Here is a 15,029-nt window from a genome sequence, read left to right on the forward strand (position 1 = left end):
TAAATGAAAGTTCTGGTTACCGGTAGCAACGGTTTTATTGCCCGCAACCTGCTCGTTCACCTGGGTGAGCGCAAGGATGTCGAGGTAAGCCTGTTCGCGCGAGGTGATGATCTGCAGACACTGCAGGAAAAAGTCGCCGAGGCGGATTGCATCTTCCATCTGGCAGGGGTTAACCGGCCCCAAGACCCACTGGAATTTGCCAGCGGCAATAGCGAGCTCACAGAGCAGCTTTGTAAAGCGGTGAGGGCATGTGAGCGCAAGCCGGCAGTGCTCTATACCTCGTCCATCCAGGCCGAACGCGATAACCCATACGGTATCAGCAAACTGGCGGCCGAGCGCGCGCTACTGGAACTGGCAGATGAGCATGGCAGCCCGGTTTACATCTTCCGTCTGCCTAATGTCTTCGGCAAATGGGCGCGACCGAACTATAACTCGGCTGTAGCAACCTTCTGTCACAACATCGCACGTGACCTGCCTGTTCAGATACACGACGGGTCGGCTGCTCTGAACCTGGTCTACGTGGATGATGTGGTTCGGTGCTTCATCAGCATCATGGATGGTGCTGCGGTAGCACCTGGCATGGTTGATGTAGAGCCCGTCTACGGCACAACAGTGGGCGAGCTGGCTGAGCAACTGCGCCGCTTCCGCGCCAGTCGCGCCACGCTGGTTACCGAGAATGTCGGTGTCGGCTTGGTCCGGGCGCTTTATTCCACTTACCTGAGTTATCTGCCGCCGGAATCGTTCACGTACGAAGTGCCAAAATACGGCGACCCTCGTGGTGTGTTCGTGGAAATGCTGAAAACCCCGCAGGCGGGTCAGTTCTCCTATTTCACTGCGCATCCCGGTATCACTCGCGGTGGTCATTATCACCACTCCAAGACCGAAAAATTCCTGGTGATCAAGGGCAAGGCCAGCTTCCGCTTCCGCCACGTGGTCACAGATGAATTCTATGAGCTGCAGACCAGCGGTGACTCGCCAACCATCGTCGAAACAGTGCCTGGTTGGACCCATGACATCACCAACGTTGGTGATGACGAGATGATCGTCATGCTCTGGGCCAATGAAATCTTCGACCGCGAACTACCGGATACCTATGCATTGCCAGTCTGCCCCGACTTGGCAAAGGCATGAACTGAGGTTTTTATGAAAAAGCTGAAAATCGTTACCGTCGTCGGCACTCGCCCCGAAATCATTCGCCTGTCGCGCGTTTTAAGTGCCCTTGACGAGCATTGTGATCATATTTTGGTCCACACCGGGCAGAACTACGATTACGAACTGAACGAGATCTTTTTCCAGGACTTGGGTATTCGCAAACCGGACCATTTCCTGAATGCGGCTGGTGCATCCGGTGCAGAGACGATCGGTAATGTGATCATTGCGGTGGACAAGGTTCTGGCCGAAGTCCAGCCGGAAGCCATGCTGGTGCTCGGCGATACCAACAGCTGCATGGCGGTGATCCCGGCCAAGCGCCGCAAGATCCCGACGTTCCACATGGAAGCCGGCAACCGGTGTTTCGACATGCGCGTGCCTGAGGAGATCAACCGCCGCATCGTCGATCACACTGCTGACATCAACCTCACCTACAGCACTATCGCCCGTGACTACCTGTTGCGTGAAGGCCTGCCTGCAGATCGCGTCATCAAAACTGGTAGCCCGATGTTCGAAGTCCTCAACTTTTACAGAGAAGGTATTGAGGCTTCCGACGTGCTGGAGCGCCTTGGCCTGGAGGCAGGCAAGTTTTTTGTGGTGAGCGCCCATCGCGAGGAAAATATCGATTCCGACAAGAACTTCCTCAAACTGGTCGATGTGCTCAATACCGTGGCAGAGCAGTTCGATCTTCCGGTCATCGTCTCTACTCACCCACGTACCCAGAAGCGGGTCGATGCCATGGGCGTGACTTTCCATGCCAACGTGCGCCTGCTCAAGCCGCTGGGCTTCAAGGACTACAACAAACTGCAACTCACTTCCAAGGCAGTGCTGTCAGATAGCGGCACGATCAATGAGGAAGCGTCGATACTCAACTTCCCCGCGCTGAACATACGTGAAGCGCATGAGCGCCCGGAAGGCATGGAAGAGGCAGCAGCGATGATGGTCGGGCTGGATACGGCTCGTGTGCTGCAAGGAATGAGCATTCTTGAAAGCCAGCTGCGTGGTGCAGAGCGCAGCTTGCGCCTGGTCGGCGATTACAGCATGCCCAATGTTTCGGACAAGGTCGTGCGTATTGTTCACAGCTACACCGATTACGTGAACCGAACTGTCTGGAAGCGGTACTGAACCAGTGGAAGTACTAACGCAAAAGAAGCTGAAGATTCTCGTTGTAACCCAGTACTTCTGGCCTGAGAACATGCGTGTCAACGACATGGTCCGCGACTTTGTCGAGAAAGGTCACGAGGTTACCGTACTTACCGGATTGCCCAACTACCCGGAAGGGCAGGTGTTTCGGCGTTACAAGGATAATCCCGGGGCGTTTTCCTGCTATGAAGGTGCCGAAATCGTGCGTGTGCCGCTGGTTCCGCGCGGGAAACGTAGTATTCAGCTGGTTCTGAATTACCTTTCGTTCCTGGTATCGGCATCGATTCTGGGTGCTTTCAAATTGAGAGGGCGCCACTATGACGCGATGTTCGTCTATGCGGTGTCGCCGATACTTTCGGCAATTCCTGCAGTGCTGCTCGGCAAACTCAAGCGCGCACCGGTTTTCGTCTGGGTCCTTGATCTATGGCCTGAAACGCTTCGTGCGGTGAATGTCATTCATAACCCCAAGCTGTTGGGGTTGGTTGGCAAAGCTGTGTCCTGGATTTACAACCGCACCGATTATCTGCTGTTGCAGTCACACGGTTTCTTCGACAATGTGCGGCAGTACTGCACGCGCCCGATCAATCCCGAGCGCCTTGTGTACTTCCCCAGCTGGGCTGAAGATGATTTCTCGGCCAAACACCTTGAGCCTTCAAAGCTGGTAGATCGTGATGACTCCACTTTCACTGTGGTGTTCGCAGGCAACGTGGGGGAGGCGCAGGACTTTCCTGCGATTCTTGACGCTGCCCAAGCGCTGCGCGGCAAGCTGTCCATTCGCTGGGTGATCGTCGGTGATGGGCGAATGAGTGGTTGGCTCGAGGAACAGGTTCGCAACCGGTCGCTGGACAATGTCCTGCTGCTTGGCCGCCATCCACTGGAGGCCATGCCGCCCTTGTTCGCTCAGGCGGATGCGCTGTTGGTATCCTTGCGTACCAACGATGTGTTCGAAAAAACCATTCCCGGCAAGGTGCAAGCCTATCTGGCTTCCGGCCGGCCTGTGATCGGCATGATCAATGGTGAGGCTGCCCGGGTGATCGAAGAGTCAGGTGCTGGCTTCGCCTGCGAGTCGGGAAATGGCTCGGCGCTCGCCGCCATTACCGAGCAGCTGGCGGGCTTGTCGTTGACTGAGCGCAAGAAGATGGGCGAATCAGGGCGCCAATATTATGAACGGGAATTCGCAAAGCCCGCGCTGATGTCGCGTCTGGAACGTCTTTTCAGCGAGGCTACTTTGAGAAGGTCAGGACGATGACACAAAAGGTTTTTCTCACCGGAGCCAGTGGTTTCGTGGGCGGCGCCGTATTGCGCAGGCTCTGCTCAGAGAGGCGTGAGGTGATCGCCGCAGTGCGTAAGGGTGGCTCCAAGCTGCCTGCAAACGTGCGCACCGTGGCCTTCGAGGCATTCGAAGAAGGTAATGATTGGCATGGTGCACTGGCTGAATGCGACGTAGTCATTCACAGTGCGGCCCGTGTCCACGTGATGAATGACACCGAGTCCGATCCATTGGCTGCCTTCCGCAAAGTCAATGTGCAAGGAACGCTTGCCTTGGCACGGCAAGCGATCGCCGCTGGTGTCAAGCGCTTCGTGTTCATAAGTTCGATCAAGGTCAATGGTGAAGGGACACCCAAGGGCAAACCTTATACCGCTGAAGATCAACCAATGCCTCTGGACCCTTATGGCGTGTCCAAGATGGAAGCGGAAGTGGAGTTGCGCAAGCTGGCGCAGCAGTCTGGCCTGGAAGTGGTGATCATCCGTCCGGTGCTGGTGTATGGGCCAGGAGTAAAGGCCAACTTCCTCAACATGATGCGTTGGCTCGACCGCGGAGTGCCACTTCCATTCGGTGCTATTGACAATCGCCGTAGCCTGGTGGCGTTGGATAACCTGGTTGATTTGATCGTGACGTGTATCGACCACCCGGCGGCGGCCAACCAGACCTTCCTGGTCAGTGACGGTGAAGACCTGTCCACCACGGCACTGCTGCGGAGAATGGCAGCGGCGCTGGGCAAGACTGCTCGACTGTTGCCAGTCCCAGCCTGGGCACTGAGCGCAGCTGCTGTGTCGCTTGGCAAACGCTCGTTGTCCCAACGGTTGTGTGGATCGTTGCAAGTGGATATTCGTAAAACCCGTGAGTTGCTCGATTGGCAACCACCGGTCAAAGTCGATGCGGCCTTGCTCGCCGCTGCCAGGCACTACCAGGAAACCGATAAGAAATGATGCTTTTGTGGTCTCTTCTCGCCGTATTGATCTTGTCCCTGGTGATGACGGCCGCTTTGCGACGCTACGCCATGGCGCGCAGTGTCATTGATGTGCCCAATGCACGTAGCTCTCACACTGTGCCTACGCCACGAGGCGGCGGGGTAGCGATTGTCATGTCGTTCTTGATTGCGATCGTGGCATTGATAGCGACCGGCTCGGAGCACATCCCCACCCTCGTTGCGCTTGGCGGCGGAGGCGCGCTGATTGCAATCATCGGTTTCATGGATGACCACGGCCATATCGCCGCACGTTGGCGCCTGCTAGGCCATTTTGCTGCTGCGGCATGGATCCTTGCCTGGATGGGAGGGCTGGCCCCCTTGTCACTTTTTGGCTGGCACCTGGAGCTGGGTTGGATCGGAGGCGTGCTTGCAGCTGTCTATCTGGTCTGGTTGCTCAATCTCTACAATTTCATGGATGGTATTGATGGTATCGCCAGCATTGAGGCTATTACTGCCTGCTTGAGCGGTGCTCTGCTGTATTGGCTTTCTGGCCTCAATGGGCCCGCAATCCTGCCATTGCTCATGGCCGCAGCAGTGGGCGGTTTCCTCTTCTGGAATTTCCCGCCGGCGAAAATTTTCATGGGCGACGCTGGCAGCGGCTTCATTGGCATTGTTCTGGGCGGGTTATCGTTACAGGCAGCCTGGGTATCGCCGCCGATGTTCTGGTGCTGGTTGATTCTGCTCGGCGTATTCATCGTCGACGCGACCTACACCCTGATCAGGCGTTTGTTGCGGGGTGATAAGGTATACGAGGCGCACCGCAGCCATGCCTACCAGTTCGCTTCCCGTGAGTATGGTAAGCATTTGCCTGTTACCCTTGCCGTCGCAGCGCTCAACCTGTGCTGGCTTTTGCCGGTTGCTTATTGTGTCGCGCAGCTCGGCCTGGATGGCACTCTGGGCGTGGTTATCGCCTATGTACCATTGGTCGTCCTTGCGGTCCGCTACCGCGCAGGCGACCTGGAAGATCGGCACTAGAGTTGGTTGGAGCGTTTCGCTTGGGTAATGTGGAAGCCTTCAGAGGATTTATGGATAACGTGCGTACAAAACTGCTAGCTCTGCCACGGCGGCATAAACGGCTGTTGCAGGTCATTACCGATATCGGGCTGATATGGGTTGCCTTGTGGCTGGCTTTTGTCGTGCGTCTGGGCATTGATGAGATGGCCAACCCGATCATCGATCACACATGGCTCTTCGTGTGTGCGCCACTGGTCGCGATCCCGCTGTTTATCCGGTTTGGCCTCTATCGTGCCGTGATGCGTTATTTTGGTAACGACGCGCTGATTGCCATCATCAAGTCCGTCACGCTCTCGGCTCTGATTCTCGGTTTCATCATCTATTGGGCAAGCAACCATCAGAATGTGGTGCCACGCTCGATTACCTTCAACTACTGGTGGTTAAGCCTGATCCTGGTTGGCGGGTTGCGTTTGGCCATGCGTCAGTATTTTCTTGGTGACTGGTTCTCCGCCGCGGTGCAGCACGTGCCGTTCGCCAGCCGTGACGATGGTCTGCCTAAAGTCGCTATTTATGGCGCTGGTGCAGCAGGCAACCAGTTGGTGGCTGCGTTGCGCATGGATAAAGTCATGCGTCCGGTAGCCTTCATTGATGATGACGCTAGCCTGACCGACCGTGTGATTGCAGGCCTCCAGGTATATCACCCGGAACAGCTGCAGCGGCTGATCGACGTAACGGGTGCTCAAGAGATTCTGCTGGCAATACCATCGTCCACTCGCACGCGTCGACGGGAGATCCTCAATTTCCTTGAAGGCTTCCCGTTGCATGTCCGGACGATCCCCGGATTCATGGATCTGGCCAGTGGCAGGGTCAAGGTCGATGATATTCGCGAAGTCGATATTGCCGATCTGCTGGGCCGCGATGCGGTACCTGCACAGCCTGACCTGTTGCAGCGTTGCATTGTGGAACAGACAGTGCTGGTGACGGGGGCAGGGGGTTCGATCGGTTCGGAACTGTGCCGGCAGATACTTGGCCAGAAGCCTCGCACTTTGCTGCTGTTCGACCACAGTGAGTTCAACCTGTACAGCATCCTGTCGGAGCTGGAGCAGCGGATTGCTCGTGAGTCCCTGGCAATTCGCCTGATCCCGATTCTCGGGTCCGTGCGCAACCAGGCACAGTTGCTGGACATTATGAAGACCTGGCGTGTTGACACGGTTTACCACGCCGCAGCTTATAAACACGTGCCGATGGTCGAGCACAACATTGCTGAAGGTTTGCTCAACAATGTGATCGGTACCCTGCACACTGCCCAGGCTGCCTTGCAGGCTGGTGTCGCCAACTTCGTGCTTATTTCTACCGACAAGGCCGTGCGCCCGACCAACGTGATGGGCAGCACCAAGCGTCTTGCCGAAATGACTCTGCAGGCTCTCAGCCGAGAGCTGGCGCCGGTACTGTTTGGTGATCTCGGGAATGTCTCGCAGGTCAACAAGACCCGCTTCACCATGGTCCGCTTCGGTAACGTGCTGGGCTCGTCAGGGTCAGTGATTCCACTGTTCCACAAGCAGTTGAAGACTGGTGGCCCCCTCACTGTCACGCATCCGAAGATTACTCGCTACTTCATGACCATCCCGGAAGCTGCGCAGCTTGTCATTCAGGCTGGGTCGATGGGTAAGGGCGGGGATGTATTCGTCCTCGACATGGGCGAGCCGGTGCGCATCGTGGAGCTGGCCGAAAAAATGATTCACCTGTCAGGCTTCAGCGTTCGCTCCGAGCGCAACCCGATGGGCGACATCGCCATTGAGTTCACCGGCTTGCGCCCTGGAGAGAAGTTGTACGAAGAGCTCCTGATTGGAGACAACGTGCTTGCCACGCGGCACCCGATGATCATGAGTGCCAACGAAGACTTCATCCAGTGGGACGCGCTCAAGGACGCTTTGTCGCAATTGCTGGACGCGGCATCGCGTGATGACTTTGTGCGGGTCCGGCAGTTGCTGCGTGAAACCGTGATTGGCTATGCCCCTGAGGGCGACATCGTTGACTGGATCTACCAGCAGCGCCGGCTTGAACCCTAGGCCATCACCTTGACGTATAGATGAGCCCGTGCCATTTGCCGTACATCGTTCGACGAATGGCACGGGTGATCGCTGCTCCTGACCTCGCGAAAGGTGCAGCAGCCGTTCAGGCCACTGCTTTGTGCAGTGTCTGTACAATTCGCTCCTGCTGTTGCAGTGACAGGCCATGCCACAACGGCAGGCGCAACAGGCGCTCCGAGTGCCCCTCGGTTACTGTCAGGTCACCATGGGTTCGCCCGTAGCGCCGTCCACCCGGTGAGGAATGCAGCGGAACATAGTGGAACACAGCGTTTATTTCGTTTTTCTTCAGTTCGGCCAGCACATGCCGCCGGTCGATCTCGGGCGCCAGCAGTACGTAATACATATGAGCATTGTGCTGGCAGTCTGTTGGAATGATCGGCCGACGCAGGAAACCTTGTTCTTCCAGCGGCTGCAACAGGTCATGGTAGCGCTGCCAGATCGCCAGGCGGTCTTCGGTTATCCGTTCGGCTTCCTCCAGTTGCGCCCAGAGAAACGCTGCGATCAGTTCCCCTGGCAGGAACGACGACCCCACTTCCTGCCAGGTGTATTTGTCCACCTCGCCACGGAAGAATCGGCTGCGATCGGTGCCTTTTTCACGGATGATTTCCGCACGCTGCGTCAGTACCGGATCGTTGACCAGCAGCGCGCCGCCTTCGCCCGAGATGACGTTCTTGGTTTCATGGAAGCTGTAGGCCCCCAAGTCGCCGATGCTGCCCAGCGAGCGACCTTTGTAGGAAGCCATGACCCCTTGGGCGGCATCCTCTACAACTTTCAGCCCATGACGCGCGGCGATTGCCATGATGGCGTCCATTTCGCAGGCAACGCCTGCATAGTGCACGGGCACGATGGCGCGGGTGCGTGACGTGATGGCGGCTTCGATCAGGCGCTCGTCAAGGTTCAGCGTGTCTTCGCGTATATCCACGAAAACCGGTACTCCCCCGCGCAGCACGAAGGCATTGGCTGTCGATACGAAGGTGTACGAAGGCATGATGACTTCATCGCCTGGCTGAATGTCCAGCAGCAGGGCCGCCATTTCCAGTGCGGCGGTGCAGGAGTGGGTTAGCAAGGCTTTGTTGCAGCCGCTCTTATGTTCCAGCCAGTTGTGGCAATACATGGTGAAAGGGCCATCGCCAGCCAGTTTGTTCCCGAACTTGGCTTCGGCAATGTAGTACAACTCTTTACCGGTCATGTAGGGACGGTTGAACGGAATCTTTTCAGTCACAGGTTGATACCTTTTAACTTAAGATGTCTGTCGACAAGTTCGATGCGGGTCATCAGCGTTCGCTGGTGTGGGATGAAAGCGCAGCTTGGATGCCGAGCGTGGTAGAGGTACGCCGACTAAGTGTCCTTGATTCCGACCAGCAGGCGGGAGCCGCCTACGGGGAGATCTAGTCCCCATTTGATGAACTGACGTTCGATGCGCATGATCGCTTCAAACACTCGCTCAAGTGTCGGATTCAGTAAAATGGCCTCGCTGCCCCCGGCACGACCGGTGCGTCGAGCCTTCCAGCGTGCCGCCATCATCATTGGCAATAACAAGGTTACGAATGAGGTGCTACGCACAACCCGAAAGCCTGCGGCTGTCACTTTCCTATGCAGCTCTTCAGCGCTGTAACGGCGCTTGTGGCAGGCCGCATCGTCAGCCGGGCTCCATAGCCATTGGTGCTGCGGTACCGTCAACAGGCAAAGCCCACCGGGTTTGGTGGCCCGGTAGAAGTTCTGCAACACCAGTTCGTCCTCGACGATATGCTCTATCACGTCGAATGCGGCTACAACATCGAATTCGGCTTCGTAGGGCAGGCGCCGTGCGTCCATTTGCAACAGTTCGGCGCCTGGCAGTCGCTTGGCTGCGAATGAAAGCCCGGCAGTGTGGATCTCACTGCCGCAAATCCGCGCATTCGGGAACGCTTTAGCGATGCCGGACAGCACGAACCCGGTACCACAGCCCACCTCCAGCAGCGACTGAAAGCTCGGATAGTATTTGCGCAGCGCCCATTGCACGATCGCATTGCGTGATTTGAACCAGAAGCTGCCGGCTTCTACGCGAGCTAGCCCTTCGAAGCTTGTCTCGTGAAAACTGTCGTTATGCTTTGCAAGTTCAGGCGCCCAAGCCAGGAAACCATCGACCCGTGCGGGTTCGAAGTGGCATTGAGGACAGGCATGTTCTGCATTGATGTTCTGTTTACCGCACGAAGGGCATAGAAGCATGATTTGCTCAAGATGGCATTGGGCGATTGGGGAAAACGAACCAACGGAAGAGTATGAACAGAATGCCGGCCACCGCGAAAATAGCGAAGATCTGCACCAACTGGTGAGCAAACCCCAATTTGTCGGAAAGCACGTAAAGGATACCGATGTTTGCGCTGTAACCGATCGCATGGGCAATACAGTAACGCAGCACCCCGTGCGCCGCGCTTCCGTTGTATGAAAATGAATAGCGCGCATGCCCGAAGTACGCCATGGTCGCGCCCACGGGATACATGATTGCAACCGCTGTCTTGGGCTCGAGCCAGAGCCACGTCAACAACAGGTAGATCAAGTAACCACGCAGGTTATTGAGCACGCCGACGATGCCATACCGAACAATCGGATAACGGGTGCCTTGTCGAAACAGATCGACGAGGCGCATGCGGCTTGCACTCATGGGTTTCACGCGGCGTGTGTGTTGGCGTAAGCCACCAGGTCATCGAGGGTTTGCAACTGGTCGACCTCTGCATCGTTGTTGGCGATGCCGTAGGCATCCTGTACGGCCAGCACAACGCTGAACAGGCCGAGAGAGTCAACGCCCTGCTCGGTAATGCTCATCTCTGGTCGCAGACTTTCCGGTGCTTCGATCGCCTTTGCCTTACGGATTACCTCAACAATGTCTTCGCGGGTGATGGGCATTAAGTGTTCCTCTTGTTCTGATTCACGTTGCTGCTGTGCAGATGTTGGGTCGAGACGGCTAAGGCCTGGTCATACGGTTGCCATGCTGCGCCGGAGCCTATCACGATGCCGGCTTGGCGCTGAAAAAGATTTGTCCAAGCTGGCAGTCGTTCAACATGACGTCGGCACGGGTCAGGCGTGATCCCAGCGTTTGTCTCAGAATGATTTCAGCGTGGTTCAAATCCTCGGGCATGGGCCAGCCAGAGCTGTCCCAGCGGCAAAATACCCATTGAGTGTCGGCAGGTTTCTCAAGTACGGCCAAGTGCAAGGCTTTGTTCATCGACACCAGCCTTTCGATGCTGCTGTGGCCGGAGCAGTCTTCGGCCAATCGAATGCTTCTGCCCGCGGTATTGATCTGACAGTGCCGGGTGACCAGCGATTCGTCATAAGGTACGCGAGCCTGCGGTGCACCTGGCGCAGTCACCAAACGCGCGACAAACCGTTTTTCGCCAATCGTGAATTTGATCACGGCAACATCATCGGGACCGGCGCTTCGGGAGCCTTCTGCCTGTTCTACTTCAAGTTGCAAGTACTGGGTGGCCATGCGCTGGATGATAAATTCGATATCACGGATTTCGCCCGATCGATGTTGTCGAATAATGCGCATTGCGTGATCGAACATATCCGTGCCATGGATATAGTTTCGTTCCCCTTTGAAACCAATGTCGAGCGGATAGCGTTCCATCAGGCAGTTCCCTTCAGGTAGCGGGTCATGTTCACCCGGTGATTGACGGCGAAGTTACCTGACATCACTGCGCCGGCCGGAACGTCGGCCACCACCACTGCGCCCATCTTGATTTGTGCGCCTTGGCCCACAACCAGGCCTTGCGCGACCGATGCCGAAGTACCTACCCACACTCGATCTTCCAGTCGGCTGCGCCCGGCAATGACGGAGTTGCCCGAGATGACGCAGGCCTCACCCACGTAAGCGCCATGGCCGATATTGGTCATGATGCCGATCTGGCTGTGTCGGCCAATGAACGTGAAGCCGCGAAACAGCGACTTGGCAATAACTGCACCTGAGAGGATTTGGCAGCCCTCACTGATCGTGACGCCGCCGGCATGGCTGACTCGCACCAGCCGCCCATCGGCCTGGCGAAGGGTGAGTAGGCCCTCAGCACCGATGACCACATTCGCGCCTATCTCGACGTCGTCGCCGAGCTCGCAATAATCTTCGATGACGCTGTGGGCGCCAATGACCACGCGATTACCCAGTCGGGCCTTGGGCGATACCACTGCGCTGGGATGGATACTGCATCCCTCGCCGACGCCGTAGCTCATCTGGGGGAGGATGTCACCGCTGGCTTTGAGGCGCAGATATAGTTCGAAGAATACGTGGCGTGGGTTCTCGGCAACGATGATTGCCTTGCCGGTGCCAGCCAGTTCGTCGATTAGCGCGGGTGTGCAGATAACCGCGCAGACGTTTGGGTTCGTTGCGGCCTTCTGCAGATAATGCAGGTTCTGGCAGTACACCAGGCTACCCAATGTGATGGTGTCAGCTTCGTCGAGAGTGGCGAAGCTGCCGTCCTCGACGATGACTTCAGTAGCGAAGTGATCACTGATGTTGAAGTGGTGAGCGAGGCGAGTGGTCATCAGAGCTTCTCTTCAAAAACCGAAAACTGTTCAACGTTACTGGCTTCCTCCACCAGGCGGCCAAGGTATTCCCCAAGTACGCCCAGTGCCAGGAGTATGTTTCCGCTCAGGAATGACACCAGCACTGCAAGAGACGCCCAGCCGGGGGCGGAATGCTCGGCAAAGATGGCTTGCACGATGACCCATATCGCATAAGCGATACTCAGCAAACTGATCATCACCCCCCAACCGATCATGAAGCGCAGCGGGAGATAAGAGTGGTTGATCACGAGATATGACAACGTCTTGATCAGCTTCGCCAGCGAGTAGGTGGTTTTCTGCCCGTCCAGCCGAGAGGCATGGCGGATGGGCACGTTGCAGATCAGCGAGTGCGGTACCGATTTGAACAGCATCGCGGCGATGTGAGGGTGCGCGCCTTTGTAGGCGGTCAACTTGCGAGCCACGTCCAGGGTCATGGCACGAAAGCTGGACAGGGCCATCGTCTTGGGTTTTCCGATGATTTTGCCCGCGAGGTGCAAGTTCAGCCGTGAGCCGATGTTGCGCCACCAATGGTGCTGTTTCTCAGAGGCTTCGATCTTGCCGATGACCACTCGTTTTCCCGCATCTAGCTGTTTGGTGAAAAGCGGCAAGTCTTCTGGAAAGCACTGCAGGTCGTCATCGATGGTGAATACATAGCCCTTGTTGGCATACCCCAAGCCACACAAGGTGGCGTGCTGCTGCCCAAAGTTGCGCGCCAGGCGGATGCACCTGACACGGGTATCCTTTTCATGTAATTCACACGCAATGCTCCAGGTGTCGTCCGGGCTGGCGTCGTCAACCAGGATCAGTTCCCAATCATCGGTGAGGGCATCCAGTTGCCGTGAGATCCGTTCGTGGAAGACATGCAGCGTGTCTTTACTGCGATAGACCGGCACCACCACACTGATGCCCGAGTGCCGGCCGTGGGTAGTCGAAAGGTTCTCAGTGGTTGGCATCATTGTTCTCTTTTAGCCAGGCAAGCACGTGTAGTGTCTTCGACGTTGACAGGAGCATAGAGCACTTGCTCCCGCTCAAAGGCATATCCGCCAGCACCAAGTGCAGTTCGCCAAGTGCCCACTTGGCGATAGTCGTCCGGGAACCGAGCACCTTGCTGCAAAAGTGTTTCAACGGGCAGGCTGCGCGGGCCATCTGGTTCCCATAGCACCCATGAAGCGGCCACTGTCTGGCAGTTCACCAGCGAAAGAGCTTCACTGGCGCGCTTGAGGCTGCCGGGGTAGCCGCCTACCAGCCACGCTTGGCCGATGTTTTTTGCACCTAGCGCATAAAGGATGCCTGGCGACTGGCCAGAGAGATCGATCATCGGCGTGCCTGGCTGCAGCCCGGCCGTTCGGGCTACCGCCATCGCACTGGAGAAATATTGCGCGTAGCCTTCGGACAGCTGGAGTTTGGCCCCATTGGCCCCCAGTGCTTGAGTGCTGGTGTTGAGCTTGAGGGGCTGGGGCTGGCGGTAAGGTTGCTCGAGACCCGTTTGCACCAGGGTGGCTACCATTGCCTGGGTGGCGAGAACGGCGGGAACCAGGGGGAGCAATGAAACCTGCTGTCGGAATAGCGGCCCCAGCAGCGTCAACCCGGCGAGCAGCCAGAAAATCGCGGCGTATCCCCCGGTATTCCAGTAGTTGCCATTGGTGCCGAATGCGTACATGTGCGGAGTGACCATGAGCAGCACGGCCATCACCCATTGCGCGAGGGTTATGTTCGCCAGCGCCTTGAGGCGTCCGATGAGCAGGCAAACCAGCAATGCGGCCAGTATTACAGCGAAGATCCACAGACTTTGGTACGGCCCTAGAGAGGCAGCCCAGAACTGGTGGCCAAGCACCTGCGTCACAGTGAAAACGAAAAATGCAAGTGACAATGGCAAACTCAGATATTGCCAATGTTTGTGTTTTGCCAGCAGCAATCCCGTGGCGATGAAAATGGCGAGGGCTGTCGCCAAAAGCGGGTACAAGAGCATGTCGTCCAGCGTAAAACTGTCAACCCTCAGGATATTGAGCAGTGTATGACCTCCGCCCAGGTCCTGAGTAAGCTGGATGCCCTTTTGAATGCGTGCCGCGAATTTGACAACAGAACCGTCGATCAGCCAGGCACTGGCCAGCAATGGCAATAGCGCACAAGCGCCCGCGAGCAGCAGTGAGCGCACGGTGCATCGTCGCAAAGCCAGCAACCACAATGTCACAACTAGCGCTAGCGCCATCGCGGTGCTCGGTTTGGCCATGAATGCGAGCCAGCCGCCGATACCGATCAGCACCCAGCCCGCCAGGCTGGCACGATGCAGAGGTTTGTCCGCCATCAGCAAGCCGGTAGTCGTGATCAGCAGCGCCTGCAGCGTGAGGCTGTTGTAGCTCGGGGTCACCAGCCAGGTGTCGAAAATCAGCAGTGCGGCTGTTGCCAGGCCAGCGCTCAATGTCACTCGTAACAGGCGTTGTTCTGACTGCTTTGGCGAGATTGAGTTGAGGAACGCTTGAGACAGACCCCAGGCCAGGGCAAAGGTGATGAGTATGTTCGCTTGCCGCAAGGCAGTAATATCGCCTCCCAGTAGTTGATAGAGAGGGTGGTAAACAAAGCCGAACTGGGTAGTGGAGGCGCTGTAGAGGAATGGCGTGGCGATCCAGACCAGATAGAAGCTTTCGTCGGTGAAGTCGATGCCGTATGCGCTGAACTTGAGCAGCCAACCCAGTAACATGAGTGTGCCGATTGCGCATGCTGCGATCGGTGCTCGTTGAAACACTGCATTCACGGCGTTGAATTCCTTATCGAATTTGACTGTTGCAGACGATTCAGTCATTAGGTTTAAAAATGGAGGCACTTTACGCGTTGCCCCAGAGGTTGTCAGTAGCATGAGCCTTACACCGTTCATGCATCGGCTGCCTTGACCATTAAACCAAGC

General features: G+C 56.8%; 14 protein-coding genes. 6 read left to right on the plus strand and 8 right to left on the minus strand.

Annotated features, from left to right (window positions below; all coding sequences use genetic code 11):
- The first annotated feature begins 3 nt into the window (after positions 1-3).
- The 6 genes from wbjC to BUQ73_RS05375 all read left to right on the plus strand — a co-directional run bounded on the left by wbjC (position 4) and on the right by BUQ73_RS05375 (position 7,567).
- The gene (gene wbjC / locus BUQ73_RS05350; RefSeq protein ID WP_079226968.1) at positions 4-1,131 is read left to right on the plus strand and encodes a UDP-2-acetamido-2,6-beta-L-arabino-hexul-4-ose reductase; all 1,128 of its coding nucleotides are present in this window, start codon (positions 4-6) and stop codon (positions 1,129-1,131) included.
- Positions 1,132-1,143: 12 nt separating this feature from the next.
- On the plus strand, positions 1,144-2,274 hold the full coding sequence (wecB, locus tag BUQ73_RS05355) for a non-hydrolyzing UDP-N-acetylglucosamine 2-epimerase (RefSeq protein WP_079226969.1): 1,131 nt from the start codon (positions 1,144-1,146) through the stop codon (positions 2,272-2,274).
- 70 nt (positions 2,275-2,344) lie between these two features.
- The gene (locus BUQ73_RS05360) at positions 2,345-3,541 is read left to right on the plus strand and encodes a glycosyltransferase family 4 protein (protein WP_079230484.1); all 1,197 of its coding nucleotides are present in this window, start codon (positions 2,345-2,347) and stop codon (positions 3,539-3,541) included.
- A complete protein-coding gene (locus BUQ73_RS05365; RefSeq protein ID WP_079226970.1) occupies positions 3,538-4,503 on the plus strand; it encodes a UDP-glucose 4-epimerase family protein in 966 nt (321 codons plus the stop codon). Before BUQ73_RS05360 ends, BUQ73_RS05365 begins: the two co-directional genes overlap by 4 nt.
- Positions 4,500-5,519: an MraY family glycosyltransferase gene (locus BUQ73_RS05370; RefSeq protein WP_079226971.1), complete on the plus strand. Its 1,020-nt coding sequence runs from the start codon at positions 4,500-4,502 to the stop codon at positions 5,517-5,519. Before BUQ73_RS05365 ends, BUQ73_RS05370 begins: the two co-directional genes overlap by 4 nt.
- Positions 5,520-5,569: 50 nt before the next feature.
- Positions 5,570-7,567 carry a polysaccharide biosynthesis protein gene (locus tag BUQ73_RS05375; RefSeq protein WP_079226972.1) on the plus strand — a complete coding sequence of 666 codons (1,998 nt, stop codon included), beginning with the start codon at positions 5,570-5,572 and terminating at the stop codon, positions 7,565-7,567.
- Positions 7,568-7,673: 106 nt separating this feature from the next.
- Here BUQ73_RS05375 and rffA read toward each other — a convergent pair whose 3' ends face one another.
- The 8 genes from rffA to BUQ73_RS05415 form a co-directional block, all read right to left on the minus strand.
- Positions 7,674-8,777, minus strand: coding sequence for a dTDP-4-amino-4,6-dideoxygalactose transaminase (gene rffA, locus BUQ73_RS05380; protein ID WP_416171816.1), 1,104 nt, complete (start codon positions 8,775-8,777; stop codon positions 7,674-7,676).
- 149 nt (positions 8,778-8,926) lie between these two features.
- Complete coding sequence (locus BUQ73_RS05385; RefSeq protein WP_079226974.1) at positions 8,927-9,796, minus strand: class I SAM-dependent methyltransferase; 870 nt, start codon at positions 9,794-9,796, stop codon at positions 8,927-8,929.
- Between the two features lie 7 nt (positions 9,797-9,803).
- Positions 9,804-10,217 carry a GtrA family protein gene (locus BUQ73_RS05390; RefSeq protein ID WP_079226975.1) on the minus strand — a complete coding sequence of 138 codons (414 nt, stop codon included), beginning with the start codon at positions 10,215-10,217 and terminating at the stop codon, positions 9,804-9,806.
- A 20-nt stretch (positions 10,218-10,237) separates the two neighbouring features.
- Positions 10,238-10,474: an acyl carrier protein gene (locus BUQ73_RS05395; protein WP_079226976.1), complete on the minus strand. Its 237-nt coding sequence runs from the start codon at positions 10,472-10,474 to the stop codon at positions 10,238-10,240.
- 100 nt (positions 10,475-10,574) lie between these two features.
- Complete coding sequence (locus BUQ73_RS05400) at positions 10,575-11,198, minus strand: hypothetical protein (protein WP_079226977.1); 624 nt, start codon at positions 11,196-11,198, stop codon at positions 10,575-10,577.
- Positions 11,198-12,106, minus strand: a complete 909-nt coding sequence (locus tag BUQ73_RS05405; protein ID WP_079226978.1) for a hypothetical protein — start codon at positions 12,104-12,106, stop codon at positions 11,198-11,200. The genes BUQ73_RS05400 and BUQ73_RS05405 overlap by 1 nt, the downstream gene beginning before the upstream one ends.
- Positions 12,106-13,080, minus strand: coding sequence for a glycosyltransferase family 2 protein (locus BUQ73_RS05410; protein WP_161492830.1), 975 nt, complete (start codon positions 13,078-13,080; stop codon positions 12,106-12,108). The genes BUQ73_RS05405 and BUQ73_RS05410 overlap by 1 nt, the downstream gene beginning before the upstream one ends.
- Positions 13,080-14,981 (minus strand): hypothetical protein, encoded by a 1,902-nt coding sequence (locus tag BUQ73_RS05415; RefSeq protein WP_152031509.1) that lies wholly within the window; start codon positions 14,979-14,981, stop codon positions 13,080-13,082. The genes BUQ73_RS05410 and BUQ73_RS05415 overlap by 1 nt, the downstream gene beginning before the upstream one ends.
- Between the last annotated feature and the right edge of the window lie 48 nt (positions 14,982-15,029).

The organism is Pseudomonas putida (assembly GCF_002025705.1).
Lineage (GTDB): Bacteria > Pseudomonadota > Gammaproteobacteria > Pseudomonadales > Pseudomonadaceae > Aquipseudomonas > Aquipseudomonas putida_J.

Coding starts and splice junctions, on each gene's coding strand:
- BUQ73_RS05400 (WP_079226977.1), bottom strand. CDS start 11,198: ATGGAACGCTATCCGCTCGACATTGGTTTCAAAGGGGAACGAAACTAT.
- wecB (WP_079226969.1), top strand. CDS start 1,144: ATGAAAAAGCTGAAAATCGTTACCGTCGTCGGCACTCGCCCCGAAATC.
- BUQ73_RS05375 (WP_079226972.1), top strand. CDS start 5,570: ATGGATAACGTGCGTACAAAACTGCTAGCTCTGCCACGGCGGCATAAA.
- rffA (WP_416171816.1), bottom strand. CDS start 8,777: ATGACCGGTAAAGAGTTGTACTACATTGCCGAAGCCAAGTTCGGGAAC.
- BUQ73_RS05365 (WP_079226970.1), top strand. CDS start 3,538: ATGACACAAAAGGTTTTTCTCACCGGAGCCAGTGGTTTCGTGGGCGGC.
- BUQ73_RS05395 (WP_079226976.1), bottom strand. CDS start 10,474: ATGCCCATCACCCGCGAAGACATTGTTGAGGTAATCCGTAAGGCAAAG.
- BUQ73_RS05360 (WP_079230484.1), top strand. CDS start 2,345: ATGCGTGTCAACGACATGGTCCGCGACTTTGTCGAGAAAGGTCACGAG.
- wbjC (WP_079226968.1), top strand. CDS start 4: ATGAAAGTTCTGGTTACCGGTAGCAACGGTTTTATTGCCCGCAACCTG.
- BUQ73_RS05410 (WP_161492830.1), bottom strand. CDS start 13,080: ATGCCAACCACTGAGAACCTTTCGACTACCCACGGCCGGCACTCGGGC.
- BUQ73_RS05415 (WP_152031509.1), bottom strand. CDS start 14,981: ATGCTACTGACAACCTCTGGGGCAACGCGTAAAGTGCCTCCATTTTTA.
- BUQ73_RS05390 (WP_079226975.1), bottom strand. CDS start 10,217: ATGCGCCTCGTCGATCTGTTTCGACAAGGCACCCGTTATCCGATTGTT.
- BUQ73_RS05385 (WP_079226974.1), bottom strand. CDS start 9,796: ATGCTTCTATGCCCTTCGTGCGGTAAACAGAACATCAATGCAGAACAT.
- BUQ73_RS05370 (WP_079226971.1), top strand. CDS start 4,500: ATGATGCTTTTGTGGTCTCTTCTCGCCGTATTGATCTTGTCCCTGGTG.
- BUQ73_RS05405 (WP_079226978.1), bottom strand. CDS start 12,106: ATGACCACTCGCCTCGCTCACCACTTCAACATCAGTGATCACTTCGCT.